This window comes from Acinetobacter sp. IK23, from assembly GCF_035615275.1.
Classification (GTDB): Bacteria; Pseudomonadota; Gammaproteobacteria; order Pseudomonadales; family Moraxellaceae; genus Acinetobacter; species Acinetobacter seifertii.
On record NZ_JANBNX010000001.1, the window covers coordinates 45693 to 64655 of the forward strand.

An 18963-nucleotide genomic window follows, 5' to 3' on the forward strand; every position below is an offset into this window, starting at 1 on the left:
GCTTTTGCTCAAAGTGATTTAAACCTCTGAGCAATTTATTTTTAAGCATAATGACATGCTCTATTTTGATACATGCCATTATTCCAACATGAGTGATTAGAGAACAGCAGCAGGATAAGAACCTAGAATACGAAGCTCTTTTACCATTGGACGAATATCATTGATTGCCGCAGCAACGTTCTCTTGATCAATATGACCTTCTAAATCGATAAAGAATACATAGGCCCATTTTTCAGGTAACGCTGGGCGAGTCTCAATGCTCGTTAAGCTGATATTATGTTTTGCAAACGGCGCTAAAATTTCTAATAAAGCACCTGCACGGTCATGTGCTGAAATTAATAACGATGTTTTGTCATTACCGCTTTGTGGAATTTTTTCACGACCAATGACTAAGAAACGAGTTGTATTTTCTGGGTTATCTTCAATATTGCTATGCAAAATTTCAAGGTTATACATACCTGCTGCAATATCAGATGCAATTGCTGCTGAATGCCATTCGTTGCGAATACGGCGTGCAGCTTCTGCATTTGAGTTTAAGGCAACACGTTCAACACCCGGATAATGCGCGTCTAACCACTGACGACATTGGGCCAAAGTTTGCTGGTGAGCATAAATCTGTTTAATGCTGTCTTTACGTGTATTTTCAGAGACTAAGAATTGATGATGAATACGCAATTCAACTTCACCAATCACATTTAAGTTAGATGTTTTAAAACAATCTAAAGTATGGTTCACAATACCTTCAGATGAGTTTTCAACTGGAACTACACCGTAATGTGCACTACCCGCTTCCACCTCACGGAACACTTCATCAATAGTTGGTAATGGACGAACAACTGCATCCTTACCAAAATGCTTAAGCACAGCAGATTGAGTAAAAGTACCTTCTGGTCCTAAAAATGCAATACTTTGCGGAGCTTCTAAAGCAAGGCAAGCAGACATAATTTCACGGAACAAACGCGCCATAGTAACGTCAGATAAAGGACCTTGGTTACGCTCCATCACTTTACGTAAGACTTGCGCTTCACGTTCAGGACGATAAAACAAAGGATTCTCTTCGGAAGCAAATTTAGCTTTAGCAACAGCTTCAGCAAGGCTTGCGCGGCGATTTAATAATTCTTGAATCTGTTGATCAACACTATCAATATCTTCGCGAATTTGTTCTAAACTAAGAGAAGTCGTTTTGTTTTGATCATCGTTGATCATTGGAATGCAGCCTCAGTAAAATCATCTTTTAAACGAGAGTATAACAATAGTCTGCTTTGATTTGTTAGGCAATATGGCTGTAAGAGCTTTTTTCATTAACCTTTTTGCGGACATTCTTTTGATGCCTTTATTTGATAATGATTTTCATTTATGATTTGAGTAATAAATTTTATTCTTATCTGTCATGCATAAATCATTTTTCTTTTTTTCTTCTAGTTTTATCTTGAGTACTTTAATAAGCGGTAATGTTCTAGCTGAAACGGCTATACAAAATCAATCAAAAATCGTTTTTCAAAACAATCAGGCACAATTCCAAATCAAATCTAAAAATACAGGCCATGATTATCTTATTCAAATTTATAAACCACCTGTTGCCCCACCACAACATGGGTATCCCGTACTATATATACTAGACGGAAATGCAACTTTCCCAAGTGCTGTCAATATTGCTCAGTCGATTGGCGCTGGCTCTACAAAATTAGGACTTGATCCACTTATGATTGTAGCGGTTGGTTATCCTAAGCAAAAAACCTTTGATGTGCAAAAGCGTGCTTATGATTACACTCCAAAACCTTCTTCTGAATTTCAGGCTCAAGGTAAATATAAATATGGCGGTGCTGATCAGTTTATTGCATTTTTAAATAACGAACTCAAACCTGAAATTGCACAACAGTTTCCAATTAATAGCCAGCAACAAAGTATCTATGGGCACTCTTTTGGAGGCTTGTTTGTGCTTTATCATTTTTTTCAAAAGCCAGATGCATTTCAACGTTACTTCGCTGCAAGCCCTTCTCTGTGGTTTGACCAAGGTATGTTATTTCAACAGTTAAAGCATTGGCAAAGTCAAAAATCAAATCATCCCTTACTCATGACCACAGTCGGTACACATGAGCAAGGTGGGCCTCGTACTCAATCTAATAATAAGTTTAATGAAACAGATTTCTTTAAAGCTTTAGAAAACAAACGTTCAAACCAATTTAATTATTGGCATTTTTATAATCCTGCTGAGCAACACATTACAAATTTGTATGCGAGCTTGCCTAAAGCCCTTATGTTTGCTTCGTGCAAAGATCTAGAAAGCTGCAAATCTTTATTTGATGAACAGAGTGAGAAGGCAACGGAATAAGAAATTACTCAAATTTCAAAATGCTGAACTCATCTTAAAGCCTAGATTAGCTATACTGCTTAAAGATGTTAAAAGAACAGTAAAATAGAATGAATAAAATTATTGTTTTAAGTCTACTGAGTCTTGCAAGTTATAGTTTAACTGCTTGTAGCGGTTGTCCAATAATCGCAGGATGTAATGGTACTGATAATTCTCCGTACTATATGACAACTACCAGCAATCAAGTTCGTGGTATTCCAATCCCAGCCGAAACTAAACTGAACTATCAGTCGCAAGCTTTCAAGCAAAAATTTGAGCAAAAACATTCTTTAAATGAGAAAAATTTATCAGGCATTGCTTTACCAGAAAATACAGCAATCATTTGGGGCGGTATGCCAGTAGACATGTTTATACAGTTTTCTAATCCCGAAATGAAAGGCTTCTCGGTCTATCCAGCACGAGGATTTAAAACAGAATTATCAAATGAGTTTTTACGTTTATGGAAAAGCTGTGAAAGTGATTTAGACATTAACTTAAAGAATCCAAATGACTGGTCATTTAATCCTGAAAATATGGAAATAACGGGTTGTGGCATCAATCAAAAACGTAGCAAATATACCGAAGACTCTTTTCGTCAAGATGAAGCCGATGCATTTTTAAGAAAGATCAATCAGGCCTTACACATGTTACCCAAGCAACAAGACTATCCTGTCATTTATCGAACTAACAAATAGGTAATATAAAGAAGCCTACTCAAAGGTAGGCTTCTTTTAAAACTATTTAATTAGGCTTTACCAATTAAACCACGCGCTACGATTTCTTTCATAATTTCATTTGTACCACCGTAAATACGCTGAATACGAGCATCTACAAAGAAACGTGAAATTGGATATTCAGTCATATAACCATAACCACCAAAGAGTTGCAGCAAGTTGTCTGCGACTTTCATTTGCATATCTGTACTGAAGCTTTTTAGTGCTGCTGCTGTTTCCACATCTAGCTTACCTTCTTGATATAGAGCAACGTTTCTCTCGTAAAAAGCAGCCGTAGCAAGCTCATCAATTTTTGCTTGAGCTAAAACAAAACGCGTATTTTGGAACTGAGAAATAGGTTGACCAAATGCATGACGCTCTTTTACATAAGCCGTTGCCAAATCAATTGCACCACGAATAGCGCCAATAGCGGTAGATGCAATCGCTGTACGTTCACGTGGTAACTCTTGCATTAAGTAAGCAAACCCCTGCCCAGCTTGACCGAGTAACTGGTTTTTAGGAACCTTAACATTGTCAAAAAATAGCTCAGATGTGTCTTGAGAATGCAGACCGATTTTGTCGAGGTTGGTACCTTTTTTAAAGCCTTCTAAATGCGTATCAGCCAATAATAATGACACCCCTTTCGCACGCGCTTGAGGATCGGTTTTTACTGCAAGCACCACAAGGTCAGCATGTTGACCATTTGAAATAAAGGTTTTTGAACCATTTAGTAAATAATGGTCATCTTGCAAAATGGCGCTCGTACGCATTGATTGTAAGTCTGAACCAGCACCCGGTTCAGTCATACCAATTGCACCAACCACTTCACCAGTAACCATTTTTGGTAACCAGTATTGTTTTTGCTCTTCAGTTCCAATATGTAAAATATATGGTGCAGCAATTTCAGAGTGACAAGAAATAGCAGTTGATAATGCGCAAAAACCAGCTCGAGCAGATTCTTCAACCAACATTAATGAATAGTAAGTTGGAACGCCATAACCACCGTATTCTTCTGGAACATCTACACATAAAAAGCCATTTTCGCCCAGTTGATTCCAAACTGAACGCGGCATAATTCCTTCGTGTTCCCATTGGTCATAATGTGGAGCGATATGCTCATTCATAAAACGTTTAAAATTATCACGAAATAATTCTAAATCTGCATCGTATGCCAACATAATATTTTCCTTCAGCTTTATTGTTTTATCAATTCTCATTGCTGAGCATGCTAATCATTTTTTTAGTTACTGTCATGACATAGCTGCTCATTAAAACTGTACTTTTCAGTCAGCTAATAAAAAAGGAAGCCTAAGCTCCCTTTTTATCAATCATATTGTTTAGTGAGATGCTTCAGCAACAACACTTTTTGGCTCAAGCATTTTTCTATCCACGTCCTCTGGATTATTTAATGCATCATTTAATTTATCTTTGTCTAAAGCACCTACCCATTTAGCAACCACAATTGTTGCTAGAGAGTTACCAACAAGGTTGGTTAAAGCACGTGCTTCTGACATGAAACGGTCAATACCTAAAATTAATGCCAAACCTGCAACTGGAATATGACCAACAGCAGATAAAGTTGCCGCCATAACAATAAAACCAGAACCTGTTACACCTGCTGCACCTTTAGATGAAATTAAAAGTACCAAAAGCAAAGTAATTTGATGCTGGATATCAAGCTGTGTATTTGTGGCTTGAGCAATAAAAATTGCAGCCATGGTCAAATAAATTGAAGTGCCGTCAAGGTTAAACGAGTAACCCGTCGGAATAACTAAACCGACTACAGACTTTTCACAACCAGCAATCTCAAGTTTACGCAGCATACGTGGTAAGACTGATTCTGAAGAAGAAGTACCAAGCACAATTAAGAGTTCTTCACGAATTAGACGAATCATCTTAAGGATGCTAAAACCGCTGATACGGCTGATTGTACCCAAAATCAAGAAGATAAAGAGCAGACACGTAATATAGAAGCAAATAATAAGTTGCCCTAATTGTACGAGTGACCCCACACCATATTTACCAATAGTAAATGCCATTGCTCCAAATGCACCCAATGGAGCAAGCTTCATGATCATATTTACAATGTTAAAAAATACATGTGCAATTTGATCAATTAACTTTAAAACTGGACGTCCTGCATCACCTAACTTATGAAGTGCAAAACCAAAAAGAATTGCAAAAAGAAGGACCTGTAAGATTTCACCATTTGCAAATGCACCTACAACCGTGTCAGGAATAATGTGCATTAAGAAATCAACGGTAGATTGTGACTCACCAGAAGTAACGTATTTTTGGATACCTGAAGTGTCTAGGGTTGTAGGATCAATATTCATTCCTACACCTGGCTTTGCAATGTTAATCACCACAAGGCCAATCAGAAGTGCGATTGTTGAAACGATCTCGAAGTATAACAACGCAACACCGCCAGTTTTACCAACTGACTTCATACTTTCCATACCAGCGATACCACTGACCACTGTACAGAAAATAACAGGTGCGATGATCATTTTAATCAAACGAATAAAAGCATCACCTAATGGCTTGAGTTGCTCACCTAAACCTGGAATATGATGTTCAACACCATTCACTATTTGCGTTGTACTTGGAGAGAAATGCCCTACCAAAACACCCGCAATAATCGCAATAATCACCTGAAAATAAAGTGATTTATAAATCGGTTTTTTAGCCATAACTTTACTTCAATCTATATTTCCAAGTCCGTTGGAAATATCAAAATGAAACGTCTATTCTTTACGAATACACAGCCCTAACCTTTCACATGGACACCGCAAAAGGGAAATGGTTTTTTAATAACAAAAAACCTTCCTACTACCTCAACGAAAACAAAAAAGCTGTTTTCTAAAACAGGAAAATACCTGAAGTTTCCAACCACTTTGAGTAGCCAGAAATAACCTCTTACTTTTTCAATAAAAAGCTGAAGATATAGGAGAATCACAGAAAATTATGATATGAGTGCTCAAAAAAGCACATGAAAGTTTACTCGAATTAAATCACGATTCGGTTAAATTTTTGGCTAATACGTATAAAAAACACCCATGCGGCCTTAAGACTTTAGTATGACAAACACTTTTGATATTTTTTCAGCAGATTTTTATGTCATATTGATAAGTACTTGCAGACATTTCATTTTGAGCTGCATACCCCTTATTTTTACTGTTTTGAACTGCCATGAATACTAAACGTAATATCTATAAAGATGCTGAACATCCCTTTGCGCAATATGTCCGTATTTTAGGTAAGGGGAAAACCGGATCTCGCTCACTGAGTTATGAAGAAGCCTATCAAGCTTTTACCATGATTTTAAAAGGCGAAGTTCTTGATGTTCAGTTGGGTGCTTTTTTAATGCTACTACGTGTTAAAGAAGAGTCCATTGATGAGCTTTCAGGTTTCGTACAAGCCACCAAAGACCAGCTTAATTTTCAACCTTTAGACGTTGACTTAGATTGGTCATCTTATGCAGGCAAGCGTAAACATTATCCTTGGTTTTTATTGGCTGCTCTGACACTTGCGCATCACGGCTACAAAATCGTCATGCATGGCGCTTCTGGGCATACGATTAACCGAGTCTATACTGAACAAGTTTTGGAATATTTAGATTATAAAATTTGCCATTCTGAACAAGAAGTCCGCACACAATTAGCCGAACAGAATTTTGCTTACTTACCATTAGATGTAATTTCACCTGTTTTAAGCGATTTAATTTCTTTGAGAAATGTGATGGGCTTACGCTCGCCTATTCACACTTTGGCTCGCCTCATTAACCCATTTAATGCGAAAGCCACCTTACAAGCGATATTCCATCCCGCGTATAGAACCTCTCATCAACATAGTGCGCTTCGCTTGGGCTATCAAAATAGTGCAGTGATTAAAGGTGAAGGCGGTGAATTTGAGCGAAACCCTGATGCTAAAACTCTCATTTGCGGTATTAAAAATGGTGAGCTCTATGAACATGAGTTGCCAAAGCTTACGCCTGAACGTAGCCGAATTGAAGAAGAGTTAGATTTAGCAACGTTTAAAGCGGTCTGGCTTGGTCAGCAGCATCATGAATATGGTGAAATGGCAGTAACAGAAACCATGGGTATTGCGTTATATACCATGGGCGTTGTTGCTAGCTTTGAAGAAGCGATGCAAAAAGCAAAAGTGCTATGGGAAACACGAAATTTAAGCAATATTAATTTGTAGTTAACAGATGCTATCGTGAAGGTCGACATGGATGTCGACCGTATCACTGCGATACAGGAAGTATCGTCAGTGATACAGAGGATTTTTGGTTACTTTTGATCCTTCAAAAGTAATAAAAGCCTATATGCTATGAGTTATGAAAAACATGCTATATAAGGGCTGTATGGAATAACCAAAAATAATTTTTCTGTCTTATTAAGTTTTAAACAAAACGAATCGGTTTAAACTCAGGCTCATGCTTGTGATGATCATCATCACACTCTTCACCCTCTTCTTTCGTTCCGCGGTCAATATAACCACTACGCTGATCTTCCGGTAAGTTCTTTAACTCCCAAGCAATCACAGCTTGCATACATGTTTCGCGCTGTTCCTTTGTCAAAACAACACCATTTGGCCATTTACCGATCTCTACGGCTGTTTTTAAACGCTCGACAATTTCAGGGTTTAAAACAGATAGCATTTGTTCAATATTCATGATTCATCTCTTTGAAAAGATTCAAAATCTTGGTTCCAACCCAGTTTGGTACGACAAGCCATATAGAAATCATAACCTGGTGGGTGTAATAAACTTAATTTAAATGGATGTTTGCGGATGTGCAAACTATCACCGACATTGAGCGATACACTGTGTTGTCCGTCTGCACTCACCATCGGTAATACCCGGTTTTCGCGAATAACAATTTTAATTTCACTTTGCCCACCGACTACGATTGGGCGTGAAGATAATGTATGGGGGTGCATAGGGACTAATGCAATCGCATCCATACTTGGATGTAAAATTGGGCCACCACCTGACAATGCATAAGCAGTTGATCCTGTTGGTGTCGAAACAATTAAACCATCACTATGCTGACGGTAAACATATTGACCATCAATATTAAGTTCAAAGTCGATCATGTGTACCGACTTACCTGAGTGTAGTACGACATCATTTAAAGCAATTGCGTCGTAAATGACTTCGCCATTGGTACGTACTTCCATTTCAAGCAAGAAACGGCGATCAAGTTGAAAATGACCTTGTAATACCTGATCAAGTTTAAAAATAGCTTCCGCAGGCTTAATATCGGTTAAAAATCCTAAACGCCCACGGTTAATGCCAATAACAGGTGTATTGTAGCGAACTAAAGCTCTGGCTGCATGAAGCAAAGAACCATCTCCACCTACTACAATGACCAGATCAGCGACTTCACCTAATAAGTGACGACTAACAACTTGCGCATGATCATAGGGCACTAATTCGGCAGTTTCCTGATCAAAAATGGGGTTTAGGCCTAAACTTAGCAAATGGTCATGAATTAAACATAGTGTTTCTACAACTGATGATTTATCCGGTCGACCAATTAACCCGACGTTTCTGAAGGACTTATGTGAAATTTGCACGAATGAGTAAGCTCCGCTGCGATTCTACGTTATCATAACATTATCCTGATTAATTTAAAAAAACATAACAACAAGATGCTGTAAAATTCAATCTAAGTTTTCAATTTATTCACAGTTTTATCATTGCAAATTGATGACAAGCTATCGCATCATTAACGTATTGTTTAGGGTTTTATCTCATTTATATGAAGTTTGAACGTGGTATCGGTTTCTTCGCGCTAATTTTTTCAATTTTGGTGATTAGTGCTTTTATTGCTCTTAGTATCTATCTGATTCGTTTAGATAATATTATTCGTGAAAAATTTGAAGGACAGCGCTGGGACATTCCGGCCAAAGTGTTTGCTCGGCCTTTGGAAATTTATAATAATGCACCCATTACACAAGCAAATTTCACTCAAGAATTAAAATTATTAGGTTACAAAACTTCAAGTAATTATGACAAGTCAGGAACCTTTGTTGCTCAAGGTAGCAACATGTATGTGCATACACGTGGTTTCGACTATGGTGATAGCGTAGAACCTGAACAGGTTTTAGAGCTCAGCTTTGCAAACGATCAGGTTGCAGATGTACGTAGTACAAAACCATCATCAACAGGTGTGGCTCGTTTAGAACCTTTACTCATTGGGGGCATTTATACCCAGCATAATGAAGACCGTGTCCTGATTAAACTTAATAGTGTTCCTAAACCACTGATTGAAGCTTTAATTTCTACCGAAGACCGCAACTTCTATCATCACCACGGTATCTCGATTCGTGGTACAGCACGTGCTTTGGTGAGTAATGTCACTGGAGGACGTCGCCAAGGTGGTTCAACACTCACACAACAGTTAGTTAAAAACTTCTATTTAACACCTGAACGCACCTTAAAACGTAAAGTGAATGAAGCATTAATGGCTTTACTTATTGAGTTGCATTACAGCAAAGATGAAATTTTAGAAGCTTATTTAAACGAAGTAAATTTAGGCCAAAATGGTAACTATTCAATCAATGGTTATGGCTTAGCTTCACAATTTTATTTTGGTTTACCACTTCGTGAACTCAATGTCGCGCAACAAGCTTATTTAGTCGGTTTAGTTCAAGGTCCATCGTTATATAACCCTTGGAAAAACCCTGAAGGGGCAAAAAATCGTCGCGATACAGTGCTCAATAACATGCGTGTAATGGGTTATTTAACTCAAGCAGAATATGAAACTGAAATTGCACGTCCTTTAGGTATTCTAAGTAAACCAAGCCTAGGGCCTGCAAAATTCCCTGACTTTTTAGATATTGTACGTCGTCAGTTACGTACCGAATATCAAGAAAGTGATTTAACAAATCAAGGACTACGTATTTTTACGACCTTGGACCCAATTGCTCAAACTCAAGTTCAAGATGCATTTAAAGCATCTGTAGAACGTCTTAGTCAAAGCAACCCTGCTCGTTTGAAAAACTTGCAAGGTGCTGTGCTCATCGCACATCCAGAAAATGGTGAATTGATTGCAGCTGTCGGCTCGACTCAAGACTTTACTGGATTCAACCGTACTCTAGACGCAAAACGTCAAGTCGGTTCCCTATTGAAGCCAGTGATTTATTTAAGCGCAATGGAGTCTGGACGTTATAACTGGGCAAGCAAGATCGAAGATGCGCCAATTAGCATTCCTGTAGATGGTGGTAAAAGCTGGACACCGAAAAACTATAGTGGCGGTGGTCATGGCGTTGTAAGTTTAAGTGAAGCCTTGGCAAACTCTTATAACCTTTCTGCTGTGCGTTTAGGTCAAGAATTTGGGTTATCTACATTTACCAACAACTTAAAGAAATTTGGTGTCGAATCACCAATTCCAGCCTACCCTTCTATTTTCCTTGGTGCAGTTAATATGTCACCAATGGAAGTACTCGGTATTTATGAAAACTTTGCTACAGGTGGTTTTAAATATCCAACTCGTGCAATTCGTTCTGTAGTAGATGCCAAGGGTCGTTTACTTGATCGTTATGGTTTAAACGTACAACAAACAATTGATCCATCTGTTGGCTATATCATGAACTATGGTCTACAACAGGTTATGTCTTCAGGTACTGGTCGTGCAGCTTATAACAGCTTATCACCTACTTTAAAATTGGCTGGTAAATCAGGTACAACCAACGATACACGTGATTCATGGTTCGCTGGATATTCCGGTAACCATGTTGCTGTAGTCTGGTTAGGTCTAGATGACAATAAAGTAACTGGCTTAACTGGCTCATCTGGAGCATTACCTGTGTGGATTAATGTGATGAAACAGTTACGTCAAACCCCAGTAAATCTACGTCAACCAGACACTGTACAGTGGCAATGGATTGATCATGCAACAGGTGATTTGTCGGCACAGGCTTGTGCTGGCGCAATGTATATTCCTATGCTGACGCATACAGTGCCACATCGTGCTACGCCATGTGCAGCACCTTATTATCAAGTTGATCCAACATACGCACCACAAAGTGATAACACAGCACCAGCATCTCAACCGGATAATAGCGATAGCTATATTCGTGATAGTGAAAGTCAGATGGAACAAGATCTGTCGAATAACACACGAGTGATTTCTAGTGGTAGTTATAACAACTAAGTGTTAACAGGAAACAGGATATGTTAAAGAAGGGTGTTTTTTATATTGGTGCTGTACTTATGGTCGGCTGTACAACTTTACCAGATCATTCAGTCCCAAAAGAGAAAACACCACCTGTTGCCGAAAAAAAGAATACTGAGACACCATCTGGTGTAAAAATTACACCTTATGATCATCCAGATATTCAACGTAAAAGTTTACAGGTGATTGTTCCTCAGCAGAAAAAGCCCCAACGCTTTAATGATGATGGAAGCCAATTACCTGCTTTTAAAACGTTAATGCAAAAAACTGAGCAAGCTTACAAAAACCAGCAATGGTCAGAGGCTGAGCGCTACGCCCTTCAAGCGCAGCGTTTAGCACCACAAGCCGCCGAGACTTATTTATTTTTAGCACTCAGTGCAAGTCATAAACAGCAATATGCTAATGCTGAGTCTCTTGCAAGACGTGGTTTAAGCTTTGCTCAGAGCCAAGCGATGAAAAAACAGCTTTGGCTAACCATTTTAAAAGCTGGGCAACAACGCAATAACCAAAAAACTATTCAAGAAGCTCAGCAAGCATTAAAAGCGCTTTAGCTTTTAATGCTTTTATATCTTTTTAAAAATTACGAATACCTGCCAAGCCATACGCACCGTGTTGCTGTGCTGTGGCTAAATCATCAGGACTCATCCCCCCCAAAGCAAAGACGGGAATCTGGCATTTCTCAATCAAGTCAGCAAAACGATCCCACCCAAGTGCTCTCGCTTCTGGGTGAGTTTCAGTTACTTTGACAGGACTTACAAAAACAGCATCACAGCCGATTTGCTGTGCGTGTTGTAAAGAAACTGCATCGTGGCAAGCTGCAATAAAACGCACTCCCACCTCTAAATCACCTTTATGCAAACTCATTAATTGGGACTGTTTAAGATGAACTGTTTTTATGTGGCTTTTTAACTCAGGTTTTAGTTTGCGCCAAATATCGATATTTATGATTAATTTTGAAAGCTGCTCTGTATTTAACAGCACTAATTTTTCTATATCTTCTGGATTAAAACTATCTTTTTCACTACGCCAATACACTAAAGTGTCCTTATTTTCGGTTAGTACGAGCGTAGAATTAATTTTAATGAAATGTGGCCAATACAATCTTTTTATGATGTCTTTATTGGCTTTCGGGAAGTTTAAGTTAACTAGCTGATCACGCGTATACCATGTCCAAGGCTGGTGAATAAGATTTAATAACTCATCAGGTACATAGCTATGGAACAAATGAAGATTGACAATAATGTCATCATATTCATGGTGAATATAATCAAATTGATGCCATTCTTTTAAACCGATACCGACTTCTTCATAAATTTCACGGCGGCAGGCTTCTTTTGGTGTTTCACCTTGCTCGACCTTTCCTCCTGGAAACTCATGCTTGCCACCTTGATGCTGCTGCTCCCCACGCCATCCAACTAATATTTTCCCACGATGAATTAAGATAGCTATTGCAACATCGACGATCGGTTTAGGCATTTTTCTACTCACTCAAGTTTTTCACAAGTGTAAGCAAATTTTATCAATTTATAAATTCTTTAAAATCTCATTGACAGATCTATTCGATAATGATTATCATTTAAATCGTTCAAGAATATACCACGGAGCACAACAAATGAACGCACCTTTTAGCTTATTTACTCGTAACACTGATTCAGCTCATGCCTTACCAATGCTGCATTCTAACAACCTATTTGCATTAGGTCGTGAAATTCGAATTATGCATGCTGGCGAGGAATATCGTTTACGCCTTACACGCAATAACCGTCTCATTTTAACTAAATAAGAACCATCCTCGCGTTTCAACAATATTCGTGGGAAAACAAAAAATGGATAGCATGGGCAACCATGCTATTTTTGTATTTCCTGATTAAAAGGCATTATCACTTCAACTTTTAAACCACCTTGGCTTGCATGCATAAATTGTAGTTCTCCACTATGGAGTTGAATAATTTTTTTAGTAATTGAGAGCCCTAGTCCTGACCCTTGCTGCTGCGTACCTAATACCCGAAAAAAACGCTGTCCTAGACGTCTTAAAACTTCATCATCTACCCCATTTCCAGCGTCTTCTATAGAAATTTTCAGTTGTTGCTGGGACTGACTCAGTTCAACATGAATAAATCCTAAAGTAGGACTATAGCGAATCGCGTTATCAAATAGATTTCGAAAAGCAATAAAGAGTAACTCTTCATTCGCAAATACTTTAGTTTCATTTGACAAAATATTGGTCTCAATCATCATTTGTTTGGCTTGCGCATCAATATTTACGGTTTCAATGACTCGAGCCAATATATGGTTTAAATCAATCACACTCTTAAACAGATCTGGCTGTTCTGTTTCATTAGGCTCTAAACGAGCAAGTAGTAGTAAATTTTCAAGAATCTTTGTACTTCTTGAAACGTCTTGTTGGATGCGTTCGAAGTCTTGGTCAAGCTCTGGAACATGCTGGTATTTACGCTGTAAAACTTGAAGCCTCATTTGTATTGCTGATAAAGGTGAACGTAACTCATGTGAGGCATCTGCGGTAAAGCGTTGTTCAGCAACAAGCGCCCGCTGGAGTCTTGCAAGTAACTGATTTAAAGCATCTATGACTGGTTGAATTTCTGTAATGACATCCGGGTCTTGAATAGGTTCTAAATTTGATGCAGTTTTTTGAGCAATACGCTTAGAAAGTAGATTTAAAGCCGCCAATTGTTGTTCTGTACGCCAGCTTACAATCACCCATTGTAATAGCCAGAACAGAACCATAAGACCGCTATATCCAGCGAGTGCTTTGAGTACCTCTTCAACACGTGTACTCATGGGCTGAAAGACTTCAACTTGCAGCTCTGAATCTTTTTGCTGTGTGGCTAGACTACGCCATAATTGACCATCAAACCAAAAGTATGAAAACCCTTTGGATAAATTACCCTGCTCAAAAAGCTCATGTTGATAAGTATGAGAATGGGTAAGCAATTGACCAGAGTCTAATAATTCATACTGAATATCAAATTCATCACTAAGCTCATCAAACTGCTTCATAGGATGGTTAGAAAGATCAGAAACCAACAAAGTATCTGAAATTTCATCCATAATTTGATCTTGCACGGACATGTTGTGGTAAATCGAGAATATAGTCAGCAAACCTAAAGCCAACAGCCCTACCACTACACTGCTCCACATGGTGGTCTTAACCAGTTGAGACTGTAAAGATGAACGGTTCAATTTCATTTTAAATCTCCCATACGGTAGCCTAGTCCCCGTATGGTTTTAATGCTGCTATTGCCGATTTTTTTTCGAAGTTGATAAATAAAAACTTCTATCGCATTACTTTCAATCTCGTCACCCCATGCATAGAGCGCTTCTTCTAACTGATCACGCGTAATAATATGTTCAGGATGAACCATGAGCTTACGTAAGATTTGGAACTCTTTTGCTGTTAAATCAATAGAGATTCCCGCCAATAATACAACTTTTGCTTGAGTATCAAGATGTAAATCTCCCCAAGTTAAAACCGATTGCTGACTCAAAGTTTGTTTACGTAATTGAGCCCGAATACGGGCAGATAACTCTTCTAAGCTAAAAGGTTTAACCAAGTAGTCATTAGCACCTAAATCTAGCCCCTCTACTCGGTCATGAATGCTGTCACGCGCCGTAATAAAAATGACTGGTACATTTTTTTGTTTATAACGTATTGTTGCTAAGACTTTTTCACCCGCCAATTCAGGCAAACCTCGATCAAGTAGAATACAGTCATAGTCATGCTGTTCAATCGCAGTAAGCGCGTAATCACCTCTTTCAACCCAGTCGACTTGATAGCCATCTAACTCTAACCAAGATTGAATACTTTCCGCTTGAGAGCGATCATCTTCTGCAAGCAAAATTCTCATCTATTTATCCTGTTATATTCTGACTTGATCTTGCCAAGCATTTATTAAAAAAGCAAAGCCGCATCATTCGTGCGGCTATAAATGGTATAAGCAAAGTCCAATGCTTAAAATTGGACTTGCTCTACATCAATTTCTACATGTTTTGAGGGTTTAAAGTCTATATCGACTTCACCAACCAGACCAATATTAGTCGTTGGAGAAATAGGATGACCCTGCCAAAGTTCATCATCTACATTAATAATGATAGTGCCTGTTTTATCTCGGAACTGATATTTCTCATCGCCTATAGACTTCACTACTTGCCCATGTAATTTTACAGGCGTATTGTCTTTTGCCTTTAATGCTTGCTTAACAGTAGTAACCGTTGCAGGTATCGCTGCTGCCTGACTCGTAGATAGATGTGCTATGGCGATACCAGTAATAGCTGTCATCAAGATCACTTTAAATGTTTTCATAAAATCACCTATTTGATTACATCTTGGAATGACATCAGTAAAACAAGCATAAATGAGGTGAATCTTAAGAAAAATTTAATTTAAAGGCACAACACGTAATACCTCTTCCAAAGTAGTAAGTCCTTCAATGACTTTATGCGCTCCAGCAATTCGCAAAGGCTCCACACTTTCTTTTTTAGTTTGGCTTCTTAGTTCATTTAATGTTGCGTGACTACCAATCAAATGCTTAAGCTCAAGACTAACAGGCATAAATTCATAAATACCGACTCGGCCTTTATAGCCTGTATGACGGCATTGTTCACAGCCTACTGCTTGATACACTTTTTCTGGCATTTCCATAATGTAGTCGAAAGTTAGGTGCTGCCATTCATCCTCATTAATATGAGTTTGCTGCTTACAGTGCGGGCAAAGCTGTCGCACTAAACGCTGTGCCAATACACCTAAAATAGTCGCTGCTGTTAAAAAGGGTTGCACGCCCAAATCGTGTAAACGAGTCAAACTTGACGGCGCATCATTGGTATGTAAAGTTGACAGCACCAAATGCCCTGTGAGTGCCGCCTGAATGGCCATGTTCGCAGTGTCTTGGTCACGAATTTCCCCAATCATAATAATGTCTGGGTCTTGACGCATCAGGGCACGCACACCATCAGCAAAGCCCAGATCAATTGCATTATTGACCTGCATTTGGTTAAAACTAGGCTCTAGCATTTCAATCGGGTCTTCAATGGTACAGACATTGACTTGATCGGTTGCGAGTTGCTTTAAAGAAGAATATAACGTTGTGGTTTTACCAGAACCTGTTGGACCAGTAACCAAAATAATGCCGTGACTATTTTGTGTTATGCGTTGCCACTGTTGTAATAAAGACTGATCAAAACCCAATTGCTGAAAAGAACGTACCAATACATCTGGGTCGAAAATACGCATAACCAGTTTTTCACCAAATGCAGTCGGCAAAGTTGATAAACGTAGTTCGGTTTCTTGTCCTTTCGGTGTCCGTGTTTTTAATCGACCATCTTGCGGTTTACGCTTTTCCGCTACATTTAACCGCCCTAAAATTTTAATTCGGGAAATCACGGCGGTCAGTGTATTTGAAGGCATGTTATAAATGGTGTGTAAAACGCCATCAATACGGAACCGAACGTTACCATTGTCTTTACGCGGTTCCATGTGAATGTCACTGGCGCTTTGTTCAAACGCAAACTGTAAAATCCAGTCGACCAATTTCACAATGTGTTGATCATTGGCATCAGGGTTTTGGCTATCACCAAGCTGTAAAAGTGCTTCTACCCCCTTGTTATCACGGTCATGAGCTGCATCTTTCTGAGCTGAGTTTACTGCACGGCTAACCTGATAATACTCTCGCAAATAACGTTGCAACTGTTCGGGATTAAGCAGTACCCGTTCAATTTTCTTCGGTGCCAAACTGCGTTCCAGATTATTTAACCAATCTATTTTAAAAGGCTGGTCGGTACCAATCACAATTCGGTCCGCATGGACTTCTACAGCTAAAATGTGGTTTCGAATCGCAAACTCTTGTGACATGACTTGAGTTAAAGCGCTGACATCTGCCTTTAAAGGATCAATCACAAATAATGGTAATTGCGCCCGATCGGCAAACCATTGGCACAGGCGGTTTAAACTTAAATGTGCCTGTACGTGGTGTTGATCTTTTAAATTAAAATGGGCAATCCACTGTAATGGATGCCATTTCAATTGATCTTTTTGTCTATTTGTCGTTTGTACCAGTAATTTATCACGCTCAGTAATACGGCCTTCTTGTAATAGTTGTTCTAGGCACCAATGTGCGTCTATTTCTACATGTGCATTCATGTGTTATCCCCAATATATTTTTATAATATAGCAGAGATGTTTTAGATTTAACTGGTATGAAAATTTCCAAATTCAGCTTTTAAATACCTTTTAACTTCAATTAATTAAACCAATTCTCAACTTATTATTGTTTTGTGGCATAGATCATATTTATAAAGATATTTATTGTGATAGTTTGATTAAAAAAGAGAATAGGCTCAATACAATAAAAAGCATACACTGCATATGAATACATGATTTAAATATGATTAACACCTGTATATAACAATAAACCAAAGAGGAAGTATTATGAATCTTCCAATGACAATGTCATTACAAACTGCATCTTTTGAAGAATTTATCACCATTATTGCAGCGGCATTAGGCTGTGGGTTATTAATTGGTTTGGAACGTGAACGCAGCAAGCTCAAACATGAATACAAAACGTTTGCAGGTTTTCGATCTTTTGCAATTAGCTCCCTACTTGGTGCAATCTGCTTTTTATTTGGTACTGAAATTGGAATTGTAGGCGCTCTACTTATTGGCGCAATCAGCATAGTCTCCCTTAAAAATCAGCCGAATGACCCCGGTGTTACTACAGAACTCGCTTTTATTATGACTTACTTTATAGGAGCACTTTGTATCTGGAATATTTCGTTAGCTGCGGGTCTCGCCGTCATCATGACGATTATTTTATTAGCAAAACAATCCATGCATGGCATAGCCAGTCAATGGATTACAGAATCAGAATTGCGTGATGGGATTTTTTTACTGGCATTACTTTTAATTGCCTTACCGTTAGTCCCCAATAAACCATTTTGGGGACCTGTTTTAAACCCACATGTGATTTTAAAATTACTGACTTTGATTTTATTTGTTCAAGCGCTCGCACATATTGCAAAGCGGCTTTTGTCATCGAAAAATGCTCTATTACTTTCTTCTTTAGCATCTGGTTTTGTATCGAGTACAGCGACTATTGCAACTCTAGGTTTAGAAGTTCGTTCTGGTCGTGCGAACGCCACCACAAATGCAGGTGCTGCATTGATGTCGTGTGTTTCTACACTCATTCAGACCTTAATTATTGTGATTGGAATTAGCTTAGCATGGTTCAAAGTCATTATATTTCCAATGCTGATTGCATTGGTTTTTTTAGCGGTGTGGGCCTTTATTTTATTGCGTAAGGCGGAACCAAGTACGACTTCAGCCGAATTAGACTCCAGAATGTTCAGCTTAAAAGAAGCCGTGATTATTGCGGGAACACTCACACTCATTCAGATTGGTGTTTATGGTCTAAGTCTATATTTAGGAGATGCAGGCTTAATCGCAGGGACCTTACTTGCCTCTTTATTCGAAATACATGCAGCTATTGCAGCAGTAATTGTACAAGGAGAACCGAATAACGCTCACACATCGCTACTAATCGCTTTTATGAGTGGTTTTGCAGTGCATGCAATTGCCAAGAGTATTAATTCGGCTATTTCAGGTGGAATACGCTATGCCCTTGCTTTTATTCCCGCACAACTCACTCACATGGCGATATTAATTTGCCTACTCTGGATGAACATACATTGGTTTTGA

17 protein-coding genes are annotated in these 18963 nt (G+C 38.6%); 7 read left to right on the forward strand and 10 right to left on the reverse strand.

Going from position 1 to position 18963, the window contains the following annotated elements; translation table 11 throughout:
- Window positions 1–96: 96 nt before the first annotated feature.
- Window positions 97–1206, reverse strand: a complete 1110-nt coding sequence (pheA, locus tag MSG95_RS00275; RefSeq protein WP_002049199.1) for a prephenate dehydratase — start codon at window positions 1204–1206, stop codon at window positions 97–99.
- 184 nt (window positions 1207–1390) lie between these two features.
- On the opposite strand from pheA, the gene MSG95_RS00280 reads away from it, so the two are divergent.
- Together MSG95_RS00280 and MSG95_RS00285 are read left to right on the forward strand one after the other, a co-directional pair.
- Window positions 1391–2332: an alpha/beta hydrolase gene (locus MSG95_RS00280; protein ID WP_004700532.1), complete on the forward strand. Its 942-nt coding sequence runs from the start codon at window positions 1391–1393 to the stop codon at window positions 2330–2332.
- A gap of 89 nt (window positions 2333–2421) precedes the next feature.
- The gene (locus MSG95_RS00285; protein WP_004700531.1) at window positions 2422–3045 is read left to right on the forward strand and encodes a hypothetical protein; all 624 of its coding nucleotides are present in this window, start codon (window positions 2422–2424) and stop codon (window positions 3043–3045) included.
- 50 nt (window positions 3046–3095) lie between these two features.
- On the opposite strand, the gene MSG95_RS00290 is transcribed toward MSG95_RS00285, so the two are convergent.
- Together MSG95_RS00290 and MSG95_RS00295 are read right to left on the reverse strand one after the other, a co-directional pair.
- Window positions 3096–4241 (reverse strand): acyl-CoA dehydrogenase family protein, encoded by a 1146-nt coding sequence (locus tag MSG95_RS00290; protein WP_004700529.1) that lies wholly within the window; start codon window positions 4239–4241, stop codon window positions 3096–3098.
- A gap of 159 nt (window positions 4242–4400) precedes the next feature.
- On the reverse strand, window positions 4401–5756 hold the full coding sequence (locus tag MSG95_RS00295; RefSeq protein ID WP_004700526.1) for a dicarboxylate/amino acid:cation symporter: 1356 nt from the start codon (window positions 5754–5756) through the stop codon (window positions 4401–4403).
- A 499-nt stretch (window positions 5757–6255) separates the two neighbouring features.
- On the opposite strand from MSG95_RS00295, the gene MSG95_RS00300 reads away from it, so the two are divergent.
- Window positions 6256–7269, forward strand: a complete 1014-nt coding sequence (locus tag MSG95_RS00300; protein WP_004700525.1) for a glycosyl transferase family protein — start codon at window positions 6256–6258, stop codon at window positions 7267–7269.
- A gap of 202 nt (window positions 7270–7471) precedes the next feature.
- Here MSG95_RS00300 and MSG95_RS00305 read toward each other — a convergent pair whose 3' ends face one another.
- Both MSG95_RS00305 and MSG95_RS00310 read right to left on the reverse strand, forming a co-directional pair.
- Window positions 7472–7744, reverse strand: coding sequence for a YeaC family protein (locus MSG95_RS00305; protein ID WP_002118245.1), 273 nt, complete (start codon window positions 7742–7744; stop codon window positions 7472–7474).
- Window positions 7741–8649 (reverse strand): NAD(+) kinase, encoded by a 909-nt coding sequence (locus MSG95_RS00310; RefSeq protein WP_002049094.1) that lies wholly within the window; start codon window positions 8647–8649, stop codon window positions 7741–7743. Before MSG95_RS00310 ends, MSG95_RS00305 begins: the two co-directional genes overlap by 4 nt.
- Before the next feature lie 185 nt (window positions 8650–8834).
- Here MSG95_RS00310 and mrcB point away from each other — a divergent pair, with 185 nt between their 5' ends.
- Window positions 8835–11231, forward strand: coding sequence for a penicillin-binding protein 1B (gene mrcB / locus MSG95_RS00315; protein WP_004700521.1), 2397 nt, complete (start codon window positions 8835–8837; stop codon window positions 11229–11231).
- Window positions 11232–11251: 20 nt separating this feature from the next.
- Window positions 11252–11803 carry a tetratricopeptide repeat protein gene (locus tag MSG95_RS00320; protein ID WP_004700519.1) on the forward strand — a complete coding sequence of 184 codons (552 nt, stop codon included), beginning with the start codon at window positions 11252–11254 and terminating at the stop codon, window positions 11801–11803.
- A 22-nt stretch (window positions 11804–11825) separates the two neighbouring features.
- Here MSG95_RS00320 and MSG95_RS00325 read toward each other — a convergent pair whose 3' ends face one another.
- Window positions 11826–12728, reverse strand: a complete 903-nt coding sequence (locus MSG95_RS00325; RefSeq protein ID WP_077164464.1) for an NUDIX domain-containing protein — start codon at window positions 12726–12728, stop codon at window positions 11826–11828.
- A gap of 136 nt (window positions 12729–12864) precedes the next feature.
- Between MSG95_RS00325 and hemP the strand changes: the two genes are divergently transcribed.
- Window positions 12865–13035, forward strand: coding sequence for a hemin uptake protein HemP (hemP, locus tag MSG95_RS00330; RefSeq protein WP_000993415.1), 171 nt, complete (start codon window positions 12865–12867; stop codon window positions 13033–13035).
- 65 nt (window positions 13036–13100) lie between these two features.
- Here the strand turns inward: hemP and MSG95_RS00335 are convergent, their stop codons facing one another.
- The 4 genes from MSG95_RS00335 to MSG95_RS00350 form a co-directional block, all read right to left on the reverse strand.
- Window positions 13101–14459, reverse strand: a complete 1359-nt coding sequence (locus tag MSG95_RS00335) for an ATP-binding protein (RefSeq protein WP_004700515.1) — start codon at window positions 14457–14459, stop codon at window positions 13101–13103.
- Window positions 14456–15118 (reverse strand): response regulator transcription factor, encoded by a 663-nt coding sequence (locus MSG95_RS00340; RefSeq protein ID WP_004700513.1) that lies wholly within the window; start codon window positions 15116–15118, stop codon window positions 14456–14458. The genes MSG95_RS00335 and MSG95_RS00340 overlap by 4 nt, the downstream gene beginning before the upstream one ends.
- 104 nt (window positions 15119–15222) lie before the next feature.
- Window positions 15223–15573 (reverse strand): NirD/YgiW/YdeI family stress tolerance protein, encoded by a 351-nt coding sequence (locus MSG95_RS00345; RefSeq protein WP_004700511.1) that lies wholly within the window; start codon window positions 15571–15573, stop codon window positions 15223–15225.
- A gap of 75 nt (window positions 15574–15648) precedes the next feature.
- On the reverse strand, window positions 15649–17406 hold the full coding sequence (locus MSG95_RS00350; protein ID WP_077164463.1) for a GspE/PulE family protein: 1758 nt from the start codon (window positions 17404–17406) through the stop codon (window positions 15649–15651).
- A 288-nt stretch (window positions 17407–17694) separates the two neighbouring features.
- Between MSG95_RS00350 and MSG95_RS00355 the strand changes: the two genes are divergently transcribed.
- Window positions 17695–18963 carry an MgtC/SapB family protein gene (locus tag MSG95_RS00355; protein ID WP_004700508.1) on the forward strand — a complete coding sequence of 423 codons (1269 nt, stop codon included), beginning with the start codon at window positions 17695–17697 and terminating at the stop codon, window positions 18961–18963.